Source organism: Streptomyces sp. NPDC097129, assembly GCF_055668065.1.
Map to the genome: position 1 here is coordinate 50,334 of NZ_JBVOQE010000007.1, position 15,789 is coordinate 66,122.

Annotated in this window: 13 protein-coding genes; all 13 read left to right on the top strand. The window is 69.4% G+C overall.

The genetic code is table 11. The features are described from left to right. The first annotated feature begins 13 nt into the window (after nucleotides 1-13). Genes AC0B9F_RS20805 through nuoN form a run of 13 tightly spaced genes read left to right on the top strand, consistent with a single transcriptional unit; the run spans nucleotide 14 to nucleotide 15,700 of the window. Entirely contained in the window at nucleotides 14-568 is a 555-nt protein-coding gene (locus AC0B9F_RS20805; protein ID WP_007383964.1) for a NuoB/complex I 20 kDa subunit family protein, read from the top strand. Further along, entirely contained in the window at nucleotides 565-1,320 is a 756-nt protein-coding gene (locus AC0B9F_RS20810; protein ID WP_472004698.1) for an NADH-quinone oxidoreductase subunit C, read from the top strand. Before AC0B9F_RS20805 ends, AC0B9F_RS20810 begins: the two co-directional genes overlap by 4 nt. Then, nucleotides 1,317-2,657 carry an NADH-quinone oxidoreductase subunit D gene (locus AC0B9F_RS20815; RefSeq protein ID WP_472004700.1) on the top strand — a complete coding sequence of 447 codons (1,341 nt, stop codon included), beginning with the start codon at nucleotides 1,317-1,319 and terminating at the stop codon, nucleotides 2,655-2,657. Before AC0B9F_RS20810 ends, AC0B9F_RS20815 begins: the two co-directional genes overlap by 4 nt. Then, nucleotides 2,654-3,520, top strand: coding sequence for an NADH-quinone oxidoreductase subunit NuoE (nuoE, locus tag AC0B9F_RS20820; RefSeq protein ID WP_472004702.1), 867 nt, complete (start codon nucleotides 2,654-2,656; stop codon nucleotides 3,518-3,520). The genes AC0B9F_RS20815 and nuoE overlap by 4 nt, the downstream gene beginning before the upstream one ends. Further along, nucleotides 3,520-4,866, top strand: a complete 1,347-nt coding sequence (gene nuoF, locus AC0B9F_RS20825; RefSeq protein ID WP_472004704.1) for an NADH-quinone oxidoreductase subunit NuoF — start codon at nucleotides 3,520-3,522, stop codon at nucleotides 4,864-4,866. The genes nuoE and nuoF overlap by 1 nt, the downstream gene beginning before the upstream one ends. Next, nucleotides 4,863-7,367, top strand: coding sequence for an NADH-quinone oxidoreductase subunit G (locus AC0B9F_RS20830; RefSeq protein WP_472004706.1), 2,505 nt, complete (start codon nucleotides 4,863-4,865; stop codon nucleotides 7,365-7,367). Before nuoF ends, AC0B9F_RS20830 begins: the two co-directional genes overlap by 4 nt. Continuing rightward, the gene (nuoH, locus tag AC0B9F_RS20835; protein ID WP_472004708.1) at nucleotides 7,364-8,728 is read left to right on the top strand and encodes an NADH-quinone oxidoreductase subunit NuoH; all 1,365 of its coding nucleotides are present in this window, start codon (nucleotides 7,364-7,366) and stop codon (nucleotides 8,726-8,728) included. Before AC0B9F_RS20830 ends, nuoH begins: the two co-directional genes overlap by 4 nt. Further along, the gene (nuoI, locus tag AC0B9F_RS20840; RefSeq protein WP_472004710.1) at nucleotides 8,721-9,362 is read left to right on the top strand and encodes an NADH-quinone oxidoreductase subunit NuoI; all 642 of its coding nucleotides are present in this window, start codon (nucleotides 8,721-8,723) and stop codon (nucleotides 9,360-9,362) included. The genes nuoH and nuoI overlap by 8 nt, the downstream gene beginning before the upstream one ends. Further along, nucleotides 9,359-10,201, top strand: a complete 843-nt coding sequence (locus AC0B9F_RS20845) for an NADH-quinone oxidoreductase subunit J (protein WP_472004712.1) — start codon at nucleotides 9,359-9,361, stop codon at nucleotides 10,199-10,201. Before nuoI ends, AC0B9F_RS20845 begins: the two co-directional genes overlap by 4 nt. Beyond that, entirely contained in the window at nucleotides 10,198-10,497 is a 300-nt protein-coding gene (gene nuoK / locus AC0B9F_RS20850) for an NADH-quinone oxidoreductase subunit NuoK (RefSeq protein WP_003974374.1), read from the top strand. Before AC0B9F_RS20845 ends, nuoK begins: the two co-directional genes overlap by 4 nt. 15 nt (nucleotides 10,498-10,512) lie before the next feature. Further along, complete coding sequence (gene nuoL / locus AC0B9F_RS20855) at nucleotides 10,513-12,477, top strand: NADH-quinone oxidoreductase subunit L (RefSeq protein WP_472004713.1); 1,965 nt, start codon at nucleotides 10,513-10,515, stop codon at nucleotides 12,475-12,477. A gap of 5 nt (nucleotides 12,478-12,482) precedes the next feature. Continuing rightward, nucleotides 12,483-14,054: an NADH-quinone oxidoreductase subunit M gene (locus tag AC0B9F_RS20860; RefSeq protein WP_472004714.1), complete on the top strand. Its 1,572-nt coding sequence runs from the start codon at nucleotides 12,483-12,485 to the stop codon at nucleotides 14,052-14,054. Then, entirely contained in the window at nucleotides 14,051-15,700 is a 1,650-nt protein-coding gene (nuoN, locus tag AC0B9F_RS20865) for an NADH-quinone oxidoreductase subunit NuoN (protein WP_472004716.1), read from the top strand. Before AC0B9F_RS20860 ends, nuoN begins: the two co-directional genes overlap by 4 nt. The last annotated feature ends 89 nt before the right edge of the window (nucleotides 15,701-15,789 follow it).

Genomic DNA, 15,789 nt, shown 5'->3' on the forward strand with positions numbered 1-15,789 from the left:
GGGCCTCAAAGACATGGGACTCGAAGAAAAGCTTCCGAGCGGCTTCCTGCTGACCACCGTCGAACAGGCCGCGGGCTGGGTGCGCAAGGCGTCCGTGTTCCCCGCGACCTTCGGCCTCGCCTGCTGCGCCATCGAGATGATGACCACCGGCGCCGGCCGCTACGACCTGGCCCGCTTCGGCATGGAGGTCTTCCGCGGCTCGCCCCGCCAGGCGGACCTGATGATCGTCGCCGGCCGGGTCAGCCAGAAGATGGCGCCGGTCCTGCGGCAGGTCTACGACCAGATGCCGAACCCGAAGTGGGTGATCTCCATGGGGGTGTGCGCCTCCTCGGGCGGCATGTTCAACAACTACGCGATCGTCCAGGGCGTCGACCACATCGTCCCCGTCGACATCTATCTGCCCGGCTGCCCGCCGCGCCCCGAGATGCTGATGGACGCGATCCTCAAGCTCCACCAGAAGATCCAGTCCTCCAAGCTCGGCGTGAACGCCGAGGAGGCGGCCCGGGAGGCGGAGGAAGCGGCGCTCAAGGCCCTGCCCACGATCGAGATGAAGGGGCTGCTGCGGTGAGCGACGCGAACCACAACGGGGCCGACCACAACGGGGTGAACCCCGAGAAGGACCTGTCCGCCTCCAACCTGCCCGGCCAGCGCGGTGAGGGCGGCGAGGAGATCCGCGTCCAGCGCGGCATGTTCGGCGCCGACAACGGCGGCGACACCTCCGGCTACGGCGGCCTGGTCCGCTCGGTCCGCCTCCCGGGACCGGCGAGCAGGCCGTACGGCGGCTGGTTCGACGAGGTCGCCGACGAACTCGAGGGCGCGCTGGAGGAACAGGGCCTGCTGCCCGAGAACGCCATCGAGAAGACGGTCGTCGACCGCGACGAGCTGACGTTCCACATCGAACGCGAGCACCTGCTCCGCGTCGCCCGCACCCTGCGCGACGACCCGGCGCTGCGCTTCGAGCTGTGCACCGGCGTCAGCGGCGTGCACTACCCGAACGACAAGGGCCGCGAGCTGCACGCCGTCTACCACCTGCGCTCGATCACCCACAACCGGCTCGTCCGGCTCGAGGTCAGCTGTCCCGACAGCGACCGGCACATCCCGTCGCTGGTCTCCGTCTATCCGACGAACGACTGGCACGAGCGCGAGACCTACGACTTCTTCGGGATCGTCTTCGACGGTCACCCGGCCCTGACGCGGATCATGATGCCGGACGACTGGCAGGGCCATCCGCAGCGCAAGGACTACCCCCTCGGCGGCATCCCCGTCGAGTACAAGGGCGCCCAGATCCCGGCTCCGGACCAGCGGAGGTCGTACTCGTGAGCAACACGCAGTCACACGCCGCGTCGGCCGCCTCGGCCCGCGAGACCACCGAGGGCACCGTCTACACGGTGACCGGCGGCGACTGGGACGAGGTCGTCCAGTCCGCCGCCAAGGCCGACGACGAGCGCATCGTCGTCAACATGGGTCCCCAGCACCCCTCCACCCACGGCGTGCTGCGCCTGATCCTGGAGATCGAGGGCGAGACGGTCACCGAGGCCCGCTGCGGCATCGGTTACCTCCACACCGGCATCGAGAAGAACCTCGAGTACCGGACCTGGACGCAGGGCACCACGTTCGTGACGCGCATGGACTACCTGACGTCCTTCTTCAACGAGACCGCCTACTGCATGGCCGTGGAGAAACTCCTCGGCATCGAGGACCAGATCAGCGAGCGGGCCAAGATCATCCGGGTGCTCCTGATGGAGCTGAACCGGCTCTCCTCCCACCTGGTGTGCATCGCCACCGGCGGTATGGAGCTCGGCGCCACCACGATCATGATCTACGGGTTCCGTGACCGCGAGATGATCCTCGACATCTACGAGCTCATCACCGGCCTGAGGATGAACCACGCGTACATCCGCCCCGGCGGACTCGCCCAGGACCTGCCGCCCGGCGCGGTGGACCACATCCGCGAGTTCGTGAAGAAGATGCAGAAGAACCTCCCGGAGTACGACAAGCTCGCCACCGGGAACCCCATCTTCAAGGCCCGTATGCAGGACGTCGGCTACCTCGACCTGGCCGGCTGCATGGCCCTCGGCGCGACGGGACCCATCCTGCGCGCCACCGGCCTGCCGCACGACCTGCGCAAGACACAGCCCTACTGCGACTACGAGACGTACGACTTCGACGTCCCGACCGCCGACAGCTGCGACGCCTACGGCCGCTTCCTGATCCGGCTGGAGGAGATGCGCCAGTCGCTGCGCATCGTCGAGCAGTGCCTGGACCGGCTCCAGCCCGGCCCGGTCATGGTCGCCGACAAGAAGATCGCCTGGCCGGCCCAGCTCGCCCTGGGACCGGACGGACTGGGCAACTCCCTCGACCACATCAAGAAGATCATGGGCACCTCCATGGAGGCCCTGATCCACCACTTCAAGCTGGTCACGGAGGGCTTCCGCGTCCCGCCGGGCCAGGTGTACGCGGCGGTCGAGTCCCCCAAGGGCGAACTCGGCGTGCACGCCGTCTCCGACGGCGGCACCCGCCCCTACCGGGTCCACTTCCGCGACCCGTCCTTCACCAACCTGCAGGCCATGGCGGCGATGTGCGAGGGCGGCCAGGTCGCCGACGTCATCGTCGCCGTCGCGTCCATCGACCCCGTGATGGGAGGCGTCGACCGGTGACCACCTCTTCTTCGGAGCGGGGCGTCAGCCTGGGGATGCCCGAGCTGCCCGCGCCCGACTACCCGGACGAGGTCCGAGCCCGGCTGGAGGCGGACGCGCGCGAGATCATCGCCCGCTACCCCGACTCCCGCTCGGCGCTCCTTCCGCTGCTGCACCTCGTGCAGTCGGAGGAGGGCCACGTCACGCGCACCGGGATGCAGTTCTGCGCGGACGTGCTCGGCCTGACCACGGCCGAGGTCACCGCGGTCGTCACCTTCTACACCATGTACCGGCGCAGGAAGAGCGGCGACTACCAGGTCGGCGTGTGCACCAACACGCTGTGCGCGGTGATGGGCGGCGACGCGATCTTCGAGCAGCTCCAGGAGCACCTCGGCGTCGGCAACGGCGAGACCACCGACGACGGCAAGGTCACCCTGGAACACATCGAGTGCAACGCGGCCTGCGACTTCGCGCCCGTCGTCATGGTCAACTGGGAGTTCTTCGACAACCAGACCCCCGACAGCGCCCGTCGTCTCGTGGACGACCTGCGCGCGGGACGCCCGGTCACGCCCACGCGCGGTGCGCCGCTGTGCACCTTCAAGGAGACCGCGCGGATCCTGGCCGGCTTCCCCGACGAGCGGCCAGGGGCCGTCGAGGCAAGCGGCAGTGCGGGACCGGCGTCGCTGGTGGGCCTCCGCCTGGCCAAGGGAGAGGCCGCACCCGCGCGCGTGGTCCATCCGCGCGGCGGTCCTCATCAGGAGCCGCAGGACCGGGTGCACGAGCCGTCGCCGGCCGAGCACCTCAGCTCCCATGACGCGCCGCAGGACACATCGGCCTCCGACCCCTCCCACCCGGCGGGGCCCGCAGCCGAGGAGGGGGAGTGATGACCTTGGCACCCGAACTGAAGGAAAACAGCCCCGAGGAGCTGCTCGCACCCGTGCTGTCGTCCTTCTGGGACGAGGACCGGTCGTGGTCCCTGGAGGTCTACCGAAGGCACGAAGGGTACGAGGGGCTCCGCAAGGCGCTCGCCATGTCGCCGGACGACCTGATCGCGTACGTCAAGGACTCCGGTCTGCGCGGGCGCGGCGGCGCGGGATTCCCGACGGGCATGAAGTGGCAGTTCATCCCGCAGGGTGATGGAAAGCCGCACTATCTAGTTGTCAACGCCGACGAGTCGGAGCCCGGGACGTGCAAGGACATCCCGCTCCTCTTCGCGAACCCGCACAGCCTCATCGAGGGCATTGTGATCGCGTGCTATGCCATCCGGTCGTCGCATGCCTTCATCTATCTGCGTGGTGAAGTCGTCCCCGTTCTGCGGCGGTTGCACGAGGCCGTGCGCGAGGCCTACGAGGCCGGCTACCTCGGCGAGAACATCCTGGGCAGCGGGCTCGACCTGAACCTCACCGTGCACGCCGGCGCCGGCGCGTACATCTGCGGTGAGGAGACCGCGCTGCTGGACTCGCTCGAAGGCCGCCGGGGTCAACCGCGGCTCCGTCCCCCCTTCCCTGCTGTCGCGGGCCTGTATGCCTGCCCGACTGTTGTGAACAACGTCGAGTCGATCGCGTCGGTTCCCGCGATCCTCCATCGGGGCAAAGAATGGTTCCGGTCGATGGGCAGCGAGAAGTCCCCGGGCTTCACGCTCTACTCCCTCTCCGGCCATGTCGCGAGCCCCGGGCAGTACGAGGCGCCGCTCGGGATCACCCTGCGCCAGCTCCTCGACATGAGCGGCGGCATGCGCCCCGGGCACCGCCTGAAGTTCTGGACGCCGGGCGGCTCCTCGACCCCGATGTTCACCGACGAGCACCTCGACGTCCCCCTCGACTACGAAGGGGTGGGCGCCGCCGGTTCCATGCTCGGCACGAAGGCCCTGCAGTGCTTCGACGAGACGACCTGCGTGGTGCGCGCCGTGACCCGCTGGACGGAGTTCTACGCCCACGAGTCCTGCGGAAAGTGCACGCCCTGCCGCGAGGGCACCTACTGGCTGGTGCAGTTGCTGCGGGACATCGAGGCCGGCAAGGGCGCGATGAGCGACCTCGACAAGCTCGCCGACATCGCCGACAACATCAACGGCAAGTCGTTCTGCGCCCTCGGCGACGGCGCGGCCTCGCCGATCTTCTCCTCGCTGAAGTACTTCCGTGAGGAGTACGAGCAGCACATCACGGGCCGCGGCTGCCCCTTCGACCCGGCCAAGTCGACGGCCTGGGCCGACCGCACGGAGGTGAACGCATGACCGTGACCACCAACGCCCCGGCGGGCGGGGGAGAGGCGGCGGTCCCGCCGGAGGACCTGGTGACGCTGACCATCGACGGCGCCGAGATCAGCGTGCCCAAGGGCACCCTGGTCATCCGGGCCGCCGAGCAGCTCGGCATCGAGATCCCCCGGTTCTGCGACCACCCCCTGCTCGACCCGGCCGGCGCCTGCCGCCAGTGCATCGTCGAGGTCGAGGGCCAGCGCAAGCCGATGGCGTCCTGCACGATCACCTGCACCGACGGCATGGTCGTGAAGACGCAGCTCAGCTCCCCGGTCGCGGAGAAGGCCCAGAAGGGTGTGATGGAGCTGCTGCTCATCAACCACCCGCTGGACTGCCCGGTCTGCGACAAGGGCGGCGAGTGCCCGCTGCAGAACCAGGCGATGTCGCACGGCAACGCCGAGTCCCGCTTCGAGGGAAAGAAGCGGACCTACGAGAAGCCGGTCCCGATCTCCACGCAGGTGCTGCTGGACCGCGAGCGGTGCGTGCTGTGCGCGCGCTGCACCCGCTTCTCCAACCAGATCGCCGGTGACCCGATGATCGAGCTGATCGAGCGGGGGGCGCTGCAGCAGGTCGGCACCGGTGAGGGCGACCCGTTCGAGTCGTACTTCTCCGGCAACACGATCCAGATCTGCCCGGTCGGCGCGCTCACCTCGGCCGCCTACCGGTTCCGCTCGCGCCCCTTCGACCTCATCTCCTCGCCGTCGGTGTGCGAGCACTGCTCCGGCGGTTGCGCGACGCGCACCGACCACCGGCGCGGCAAGGTCATGCGGCGGCTGGCCGCCTTCGACCCCGAGGTCAACGAGGAGTGGATCTGCGACAAGGGCCGCTTCGCCTTCCGCTACGCCCAGCAGAGGGACCGGCTCACCACACCGCTGGTGCGCAACGCGGAGGGCGAGCTGGAGCCCGCGTCCTGGCCGGAGGCGCTGCAGATCGCCGCGCAGGGGCTGCTCGCCTCGCGGGGCCGTACGGGTGTGCTGACCGGTGGCCGGCTCACCGTCGAGGACGCCTACGCCTACAGCAAGTTCGCGCGCGTGGCGCTCGACACCAACGACATCGACTTCCGCGCGCGGGTGCACAGCAGCGAGGAGGCCGACTTCCTCGCCGCCCGGGTCGCCGGGCGAGGCCGTGACCTCGACGGTACGGGCGTGACGTACACCTTCCTGGAGAAGGCGCCGGCGGTCCTGCTGGCCGGCTTCGAGTCCGAGGAGGAGGCGCCCGGCGTCTTCCTCAGGCTGCGCAAGGCCTGGCGCAAGCACGGGCAGCGGGTGTTCGCGCTGGCGACGCACGAGACGCGTGGGCTGACCAAGGCGGGCGGCACGCTGCTGCCGGCCGCTCCCGGCACCGAGACCGAGTGGCTGGACGCACTCGCGAGCGGCGTCGGTCTGGAGGGCGACGGGGCCGGGGCCGCCGAGGCGCTGCGCACCGGCGGTGCGGTGATCGTCGTCGGTGAGCGGCTGGCCGCGGTGCCCGGCGGGCTTACGGCCGCCGTACGGGCCGCGTCCGCGACCGGCGCCGAGCTGGTGTGGATCCCGCGGCGGGCCGGGGAGCGCGGCGCGATCGAGGTGGGTGCGCTGCCGTCGCTGCTGCCGGGCGGCCGCCCGGCCACCGATCCACGCGCGCGTGAGGAGGTGGCCGCCGTCTGGGGCGTCGCCGAACTCCCGCACCGCTACGGCCGTGACGCCGGGCAGATCGTGGAGGCCGCCGCCGGCGGTGAACTCCAGGCGCTGCTGGTGGCCGGTGTGGAGGTCGCCGACCTGCCCGACCCGGCACGCGCGCGTGCCGCCCTCGACGAGGTCGGCTTCCTGGTGTCGCTGGAGCTGCGGCCCAGCGAGATCACCGAGCGTGCCGACGTCGTCCTGCCGGTCGCGGCGGTCGCCGAGAAGCCGGGCACCTTCCTCAACTGGGAGGGCCGGGTCCGCTTCTTCGACGCCGCTCTCAAGCCCGACCAGATGACCCGCCGTATCGAGCCGACCGACGCGCGCGTGCTGCAGATGCTCGCCGACGCCATGGACGTCCACCTGGGACTGCCCGATCTGCGCACCACGCGCGCGGAGATCGACCGGCTCGGCGCCTGGACCGGGCCGCGCGCCACCGACCCGCTGGAGACCGCCGGACCGTTGCCGCGGCCCGCGGCCGGTGAGGCGGTGCTCGCCGGGAACCGGCTGCTGCTCGACCAGGGCGTGCTCCAGCAGGGCGACGAGGCGCTCGCCGGGACCCGGCACGCCGCCCACGCGCGTCTGTCGGCCGCGACGGCCGCCGAGGCGGGCGTCAAGGACGGCGGCCTCCTCGCCGTGACCGGCCCCGCGGGTACCACCGAACTTCCGCTCGAGGTCACCGAGATGCCCGACCGTGTCGTCTGGCTCCCGCTGAACTCCGTCGGCGGCGGCGTCGCCTCCGACACCGGGGCGCTGCCCGGCTCGCTCGTCCGCATCGGCCCGGCGGCCGCCGTCGCCGACGCCCCGAAGGAGGTGGAGGCATGAGCGTGTACCTCGCCGCTGAGGACCTCTCGATGTTCGGCCGCGACCCGTGGTGGCTGGTCGTCGTCAAGGCGGTGTTCTGCTTCGCCTTCCTGATGGTGACCGTGCTGTTCTCCATCGTCTGGGAGCGCAAGGTCGTCGCCTGGATGCAGCTGCGCATCGGCCCCAACCGGCACGGCCCATGGGGCATGCTCCAGTCGCTCGCCGACGGCATCAAGCTGATGCTGAAGGAAGACGTCATCGTCAAACGCGCGGACAAGGTGGTCTACGTCCTCGCGCCGATCGTCGCCGCCATCCCGGCGTTCATGGCGATCGCGGTGATCCCCTTCGGACCGGCCGGCAACGAGATCTCGATCTTCGGCCACCGCACCACGATGCAGCTCACCGACCTGCCGATCGCGATGCTGTACATCCTCGCGGTCGCCTCGGTCGGCATCTACGGCATCGTGCTCGCGGGCTGGAGCTCCGGCTCGACGTACCCGCTGCTCGGCGGTCTGCGCTCCTGCGCGCAGATGATCTCCTACGAGATCGCGATGGGTGCCGCGTTCGCCTCGGTGTTCCTGTACTCCGGGTCGATGTCGACGTCGACGATCGTCGAGCAGCAGCACGACCGCTGGTACATCCTGCTGCTTCCGGTCTCCTTCATCCTCTACATCGTCACGATGGTCGGCGAGACCAACCGCGCCCCCTTCGACATGCCGGAGTCCGAGGGCGACCTGGTCGGCGGCTTCAACACCGAGTACTCGTCGATCAAGTTCGCGATGTTCATGCTCGCCGAGTACGTGAACATGGTGACGGTGTCGGCGGTGTCGACCACCCTCTTCCTCGGCGGCTGGCGCGCCCCCTGGCCCGTCAGCAGCTTCTGGGAGGGCGCCAACCACGGCTGGTGGCCGCTGCTCTGGTTCGTGATCAAGGTGCAGCTGCTGCTGTTCTTCTTCATCTGGCTGCGCGGCACACTGCCCCGCGTCCGCTACGACCAGCTGATGAAGCTCGGCTGGAAGGTCCTCATCCCGGTGTCGGTGGTGTGGCTGATGCTGGTCGCGACCGTGCGGGCGCTGCGCAACGAGAACTACGACTTCGCCGACATCGCCCTGTACGTCGGCGGCGCCGTCCTCGCACTGCTGCTGCTGTCGTTCGTCGTCGACATGTTCCGCGAGAAGACGAAGAAGGACGCGACGCCCGTCGAGCAGCCGGCCGGTTTCGACCCGATGGCCGGCGGATTCCCCGTACCACCGCTGCCCGGACAGGAGCTTCCGCCGGTGCCCCGGCGTCGCTCGCGCCGCGAGCGGGAGCTGATTGTCAGTGGTGGGTCCGATACTCACAGTGACGGATCTCTGGATGGAAAGGAGGCGTCCGATGGCTGAGGAGCCCAAGGAGACCGAGCCCGGTTTCCTCAACCCGGTGGCCGGCTTCGGCGTGACCTTCAAGGCCATGTTCAAGAAGCGGCTGACCGAGCAGTACCCGGAGCAGAAGAAGACCACGGCTCCGCGGTTCCACGGACGGCACCAGCTCAACCGCCATCCGGACGGCCTGGAGAAGTGCGTCGGCTGCGAGCTGTGCGCCTGGGCCTGCCCCGCCGACGCCATCTACGTGGAGGGCGCCGACAACACCGACGAGGAGCGCTACTCGCCGGGCGAGCGGTACGGCCGCGTCTACCAGATCAACTACGCCCGCTGCATCCTGTGCGGGCTGTGCATCGAGGCGTGCCCCACGCGCGCGCTGACGATGACGAACGAGTTCGAACTGGCCGACTCCAGCCGCGCCAACCTCATCTACACCAAGGAGCAGCTGCTCGCCGGCCTCGAAGAGGGCATGGTCGACTCCCCGCACGCCATCTACCCGGGGATGGACGAGCAGGACTACTACCGGGGCCTGGTCACCGAGGCCGCCCCGGACACGGTCCGGCAGGTCGCCGTCTCCAAGGGGGAGGTCCCGCAGGAGGCCGCGTCCACCTTCGGCGAGGAGGAACCGGCGTCGGAGAAGGTGATCGGGCGATGACGACGCAGCTCGCCGCCTACTCCACCTCCACCGGAGAGGCCTTCCAGTTCTGGGTCCTCGGCACGGTCGCGGTGATCGGCGCCCTGTGCACCGTCTTCATGAAGAAGGCCGTGCACAGCGCCCTCTGCCTCGCCGGGACCATGATCGTCCTGGCGGTGTTCTATCTCGCCAACGGCGCCTACTTCCTCGGCGTCGTGCAGATCGTCGTCTACACCGGCGCGATCATGATGCTGTTCCTGTTCGTGGTGATGCTCGTCGGTGTCACCGCGGCGGACTCCCTGAAGGAGACCATCAAGGGCCAGCGCTGGCTGGCCCTGGTGTGCGGCCTCGGCTTCGGCATCCTGCTGTTCGCCGGGATCGGCAACGCCTCCCTGAAGGAGTTCAACGGCACCGGCCAGGCGAACGCGAACGGCAACGTGGAGGGGCTCGCGTCCCTCATCTTCACCAAGTACGTCTTCGCCTTCGAAATCACCGGCGCCCTGCTGATCACGGCGACCATCGGGGCCATGGTGCTCACCCACCGCGAGCGCACCGAACGCGCCAAGACCCAGCGTGAACTGTCCGAACAGCGCATCCGTGAAGCCGTGTACATCCCGCCGCTGCCGGCGCCCGGCGTGTACGCCCGGCACAACGCGGTGGACATCGCGGGCCTGCTCCCCGACGGCACCCCGTCCGAGCTCACCGTCAGCAAGACGCTGCGCGAGCGCGGCCAGGTCCGTGACGTGTCCACCGAGGCGCTGAGCGACCTCAAGGCACTGGAGCAGCGCGCGCAGGAGCGCCTGGAGCGCGGTGCGAGCACACCGGCGACCTTCAAGCGGAACAAGGAGGCGTCACAGTGAACCCGGTCAACTACCTGTATCTGGCAGCTCTGTTGTTCACGATCGGCGCCACCGGTGTGCTGATCCGGCGCAACGCCATCGTGGTCTTCATGTGCATCGAGCTGATGCTGAACGCCTGCAACCTCGCGTTCGTCGCCTTCTCCCGGATGCACGGCAACCTCGACGGTCAGATCATCGCGTTCTTCACGATGGTCGTCGCGGCCGCGGAGGTCGTGGTCGGCCTCGCGATCATCGTGTCGCTGTTCCGTTCCCGCCACTCGGCCTCGGTCGACGACGCCAGCCTGATGAAGCTGTAAGGGGTCGGAAGAATCGTGGAGAACCTGATTGCGCTGCTCATCGCGGCGCCCCTGCTCGGAGCGGCCGTCCTCCTGGTCGGTGGCCGGCGCCTGGACCGCGTCGGCCACTGGATCGGCACACTGCTGTCGGCCGTGTCCTTCGTGTTCGCTCTCGTCCTCTTCTCCGACCTGCTGGGCAAGGACGCCGCACACCGCACCCTGACCCAGCACCTGTTCAGCTGGGTGCCGGTCGAGGGCTTCCGGGCGGACGCCGCCTTCCGCCTGGACCAGCTGTCGATGACGTTCGTCCTGCTGATCACCGGCGTCGGCTCGCTGATCCACCTGTACTCGGTCGGGTACATGGAGCACGACGAGCGCCGCCGCCGCTTCTTCGGCTACCTCAACCTGTTCCTCGCGGCGATGCTGCTGCTCGTCCTCGCCGACAACTACCTGCTGCTGTACGTCGGCTGGGAGGGTGTCGGTCTCGCCTCCTACCTGCTCATCGGCTTCTGGCAGCACAAGCCCAGCGCGGCCACCGCGGCGAAGAAGGCCTTCCTGGTCAACCGCGTCGGCGACATGGGCCTGTCGATCGCCATCATGCTGATGTTCACCACCTTCGGCACCTTCGCCTTCGGCCCGGTCCTCGGCACGCACGAGGCGCCCGGCCTGGTCGGCGGCGCCACGGAGGGCAAGCTCACCGCGATCGCCCTGATGCTGCTGCTCGCCGCCTGCGGCAAGTCCGCCCAGGTGCCGCTGCAGTCCTGGCTCGGGGACGCCATGGAGGGCCCGACCCCGGTCTCGGCCCTCATCCACGCCGCGACGATGGTGACCGCGGGCGTCTACCTCATCGTGCGCTCCGCGGCGATCTTCAACGCGGCGCCCGACGCGCAGCTCGTCGTCACCGTGGTCGGCGCGGTGACGCTGCTGTTCGGTGCGATCGTCGGTTGCGCCAAGGACGACATCAAGAAGGCCCTGGCCGGCTCGACCATGTCGCAGATCGGCTACATGGTGCTGGCCGCGGGCCTCGGCCCGATCGGCTACGTCTTCGCGATCATGCACCTGGTGACGCACGGCTTCTTCAAGGCCGGCCTCTTCCTCGGCGCCGGTTCCGTCATGCACGGCATGAACGACGAGGTCGACATGCGCCGCTACGGCGGCCTGCGCAAGTACATGCCGGTCACGTTCGTCACCTTCGGCCTCGGCTACCTCGCGATCATCGGCTTCCCCGGTCTGTCCGGCTTCTTCTCCAAGGACAAGATCATCGAGGCGGCGTTCGCCAAGGGCGGCACCGAGGGCTGGATCCTCGGCGGTGCGGCCCTGCTGGGCGCGGCCATCACCGCGTTCTACATGACGCGCGTGATGCTGATGACGTTCTTCGGCGAGGAGCGCTGGCGCAACGCGCCGACGCCGTCCCCGGCCGAGCCCAGCGTGGAGCCCGCGGCGGAGACCCGCGGCGCACACAGCGAGCCGCACCCGCACGAGTCGCCGAAGGTCATGACGATCCCGATGATCGTGCTGGCCGTCGGATCGGTCTTCGGGGGCGCGTTCTTCAGCATCGGCGACCGCTTCCTGAACTGGCTGGAGCCCGTCACCGGGCACAGCGAGGGCGACTCGCCGCTCAGCGCGGCGGTGGTCACCGGCGCCACCATGGTGTGCCTCGTCATCGGCGTGGCCATCGCCTGGGCCCAGTACGGCCGCAAGTCCGTCCCGGCCGTCGCCCCGCGCGGCTCGCTGCTCACCCGGGCCGCCCGCCGCGACCTGCTGCAGGACGACTTCAACCACGTCGTCCTGGTCCGCGGCGGCGAACACCTGACGCGCTCCCTGGTCTACGTCGACCACACCCTGGTCGACGGTGTCGTCAACGGCACGGCGGCCTCCGTCGGCGGCCTGTCCGGACGGCTGCGGCGACTGCAGAACGGCTTCGCGCGGTCGTACGCGGTCTCGATGTTCGGCGGTGCGGCACTGCTCATTGCCGCGACCCTGCTGATGAGGGCGGTCTGATACCGATGTCCTTTCCTCTGCTGACAGCGACGGCGGCGCTCCCGGCCATCGGGGCCATCGCCACGGCCGCCGTGCCGGCCGCGCGGCGCACCGCCGCCAAATGGCTGGCGCTGCTGTTCTCGCTCGCCACGCTCGCCCTGGCGGTCACGGTCCTGGTCCGCTTCGACCCGGGCGGAGGCCGCTACCAGCTCACCGAGTCGCACGCCTGGATCAAGAACTTCGGGGTGCGCTACGAACTGGGCGTGGACGGCATCGCGGTGGCGCTGGTCGCGCTGACCGCCCTGCTGATCCCGTTCATCGTCCTGGCGGGCTGGCACGACGCCGACCCGCTGGAGACCGGCAGCCGGCGCTGGCGGCCCACGCAGGGCTTCTTCGCGCTGATCCTGGCCGTCGAGGCGATGGTGATCCTCTCCTTCGAGGCCACCGACGTCTTCCTCTTCTACATCTTCTTCGAAGCCATGCTGATCCCGATGTACTTCCTCATCGGCGGCTTCGGTGACCGTGCCCATGAGCACGGCGAGGAAGCGGCGTCCACCCAACGGTCGTACGCGGCCGTGAAGTTCCTGCTCTACAACCTGGTCGGCGGTCTGATCATGCTGGCCGCGGTGATCGGTCTGTACGTGGTCGCCGGGAACTTCTCCCTCGCCGAGATCGCCCAGGCCCGGGCCAACGGCTCGCTGCACATGGCGACCAGCACCGAACGCTGGCTGTTCCTCGGCTTCTTCTTCGCCTTCGCGGTGAAGGCGCCGCTGTGGCCGCTGCACACCTGGCTGCCCAACGCCATGCAGGAGTCCACCGCGCCGGTCGCCGTCCTCATCACGGCGGTCGTCGACAAGGTCGGCACCTTCGCGATGCTGCGCTTCTGTCTCCAGCTCTTCCCGGAGGCGTCGAAGTGGGCGACGCCGGTGATCCTCGTCCTGGCGGTCATCAGCATCATCTACGGCGCGCTGCTCGCCGTCGGCCAGCGCGACATCAAGCGCCTGATCGCGTACGCGTCGATCTCGCACTTCGGCTTCATCATCCTCGGCATCTTCGCGATGACCAGTCAGGGCCAGTCCGGCGCGACGCTGTACATGGTCAACCACGGCATCTCGACGGCCGCGCTGATGCTGGTCGCCGGCTTCCTCATCTCCCGGCGCGGCTCGCGGCTCATCGCGGACTACGGCGGGGTGCAGAAGGTCGCCCCGGTGCTCGCCGGCACGTTCCTGATCGGTGGTCTCGCGACTCTGTCGCTGCCGGGTCTGGCGCCGTTCGTCAGTGAGTTCCTGGTGCTGGTCGGCACGTTCTCCCGCTACCCGGCGATCGGCATCATCGCCACGCTCGGCATCGTGCTGGCCGCGCTGTACACGCTGGTGCTGTACCAGCGGACGATGACCGGCCCGGTGAAGCCGGAGGTCTCCGCGATGCCCGACCTCCGGGTGCGCGAGCTGGTCGTCGTGGCCCCGCTCGTGGTCCTGCTGATCTTCCTGGGCGTCTACCCGAAGCCCGTCACGGACATCGTCAACCCGGCGGTCAAACAGACCCTGTCCGACGTACACAAGAAGGACCCCCGGCCCGAGGTGGAGGCGGCCAAGTGAGCACACCAGCCGTCCACAGCCTGTGGACAACTGCGGCCGACCCGATCTCCAAGATCGACGCGCCGAAGATCGAATACGGGCAATTGTCGCCCACCCTGATCGTCCTCGGCGCCGCGATCGTGGGAGTCCTCATCGAGGCGTTCCTGCCGCGCAAGGCGCGCTACCACGCCCAGCTGTTCGTGTCCGTCGTCGCGCTCGCCGCCGCCTTCGCCGCCATCGTCGCGCTCGCGGCGGACGGCTACGGCACCACCAAGGCGCACATCGCCGCGATGGGCGCGATCGCCGTCGACGGGCCGGCGCTCTTCCTGCAGGGCACGATCGTGCTGGCCGCCCTGGTCGGCCTGTTCACCTTCGCCGAGCGACGCCTGGACCCCGCCGCGCACGGCCGGCCGGTGGACTCCTTCGCCGCGCAGGCCGCGTCCGTACCGGGCGGCGACAGCGAGAAGGCGGCCGTGAAGGCCGGTTTCACCACCACCGAAGTCTTCCCGCTGCTGCTGTTCGCGGTCGCCGGCATGCTGGTCTTCCCGTCGGCCAACGACCTGCTGACCCTGTTCGTCGCGCTGGAGGTCTTCTCGCTGCCGCTGTACCTGCTGTGCGCCCTGGCCCGCCGCAAGCGGCTCATGTCGCAGGAGGCCGCGGTCAAGTACTTCCTGCTCGGCGCGTTCGCCTCCGCCTTCACCCTGTTCGGCATCGCCCTGCTGTACGGCTACGCGGGCTCGGTCTCCTACGGCACGATCGCCCAGGTCGTCGACGGCACGATCAGCAACGTCGACCCGGCCCTGGCGAACACCATGGGCAACGACGCGCTGCTGCTGCTCGGCACCGCGATGATCGTGATGGGCCTGCTGTTCAAGGTCGGCGCGGTGCCCTTCCACATGTGGACGCCGGACGTCTACCAGGGCGCTCCGACCCCGGTGACCGGCTTCATGGCCGCGGCGACCAAGGTGGCCGCCTTCGGCGCGCTGCTGCGGATCCTCTACGTCGTCCTGCCCGGGATGCGCTGGGACTGGCGGCCCGTCATGTGGGGCGTCGCGATCGTCACCATGCTGGGCGGCGCGATCGTCGCCATCACGCAGACCGACATCAAGCGGCTGCTGGCCTACTCGTCGATCGCGCACGCGGGATTCATCCTCGCGGGTGTCATCGCGACCACGCCCGACGGCGTCTCGTCGGTGCTGTTCTACCTGGCCGCGTACTCGTTCGTGACAATCGGCGCGTTCGCCGTGGTCACGCTGGTGCGCGACGCGGGCGGTGAGGCGACACACCTGTCGAAATGGGCGGGGCTCGGCCGGCGCTCGCCGCTGGTGGCGGCCGTGTTCGCGGTGTTCCTGCTGGCCTTCGCGGGCATCCCGCTCACCTCCGGCTTCGCCGGAAAGTTCGCCGTCTTCAAGGCGGCCGCCGAGGGCGGCGCGGCCCCGCTGGTCGTGATCGGTGTGATCTCGTCGGCCATCGCCGCGTTCTTCTACATCCGCGTGATCGTGCTCATGTTCTTCAGCGAGCCGCGCCCGGAGGGCCCGACGGTCGCCGTGCCGTCGCCGCTGACGATGACGGCGATCGGTGTCGGCGTGGCGGTCACGCTGGTGCTCGGTGTGGCGCCGCAGTACTTCCTGGACCTGGCGAGCCAGGCGGGAGTGTTCGTGCGCTGAGCCGTAGCCGTTCGTGCCGTGTTCGTGCGCTGAGCCGGTACGGCCGTGGGGCCCTGGTTCCTTGTCGGAGGAACCGGGGCCCCGCGCGT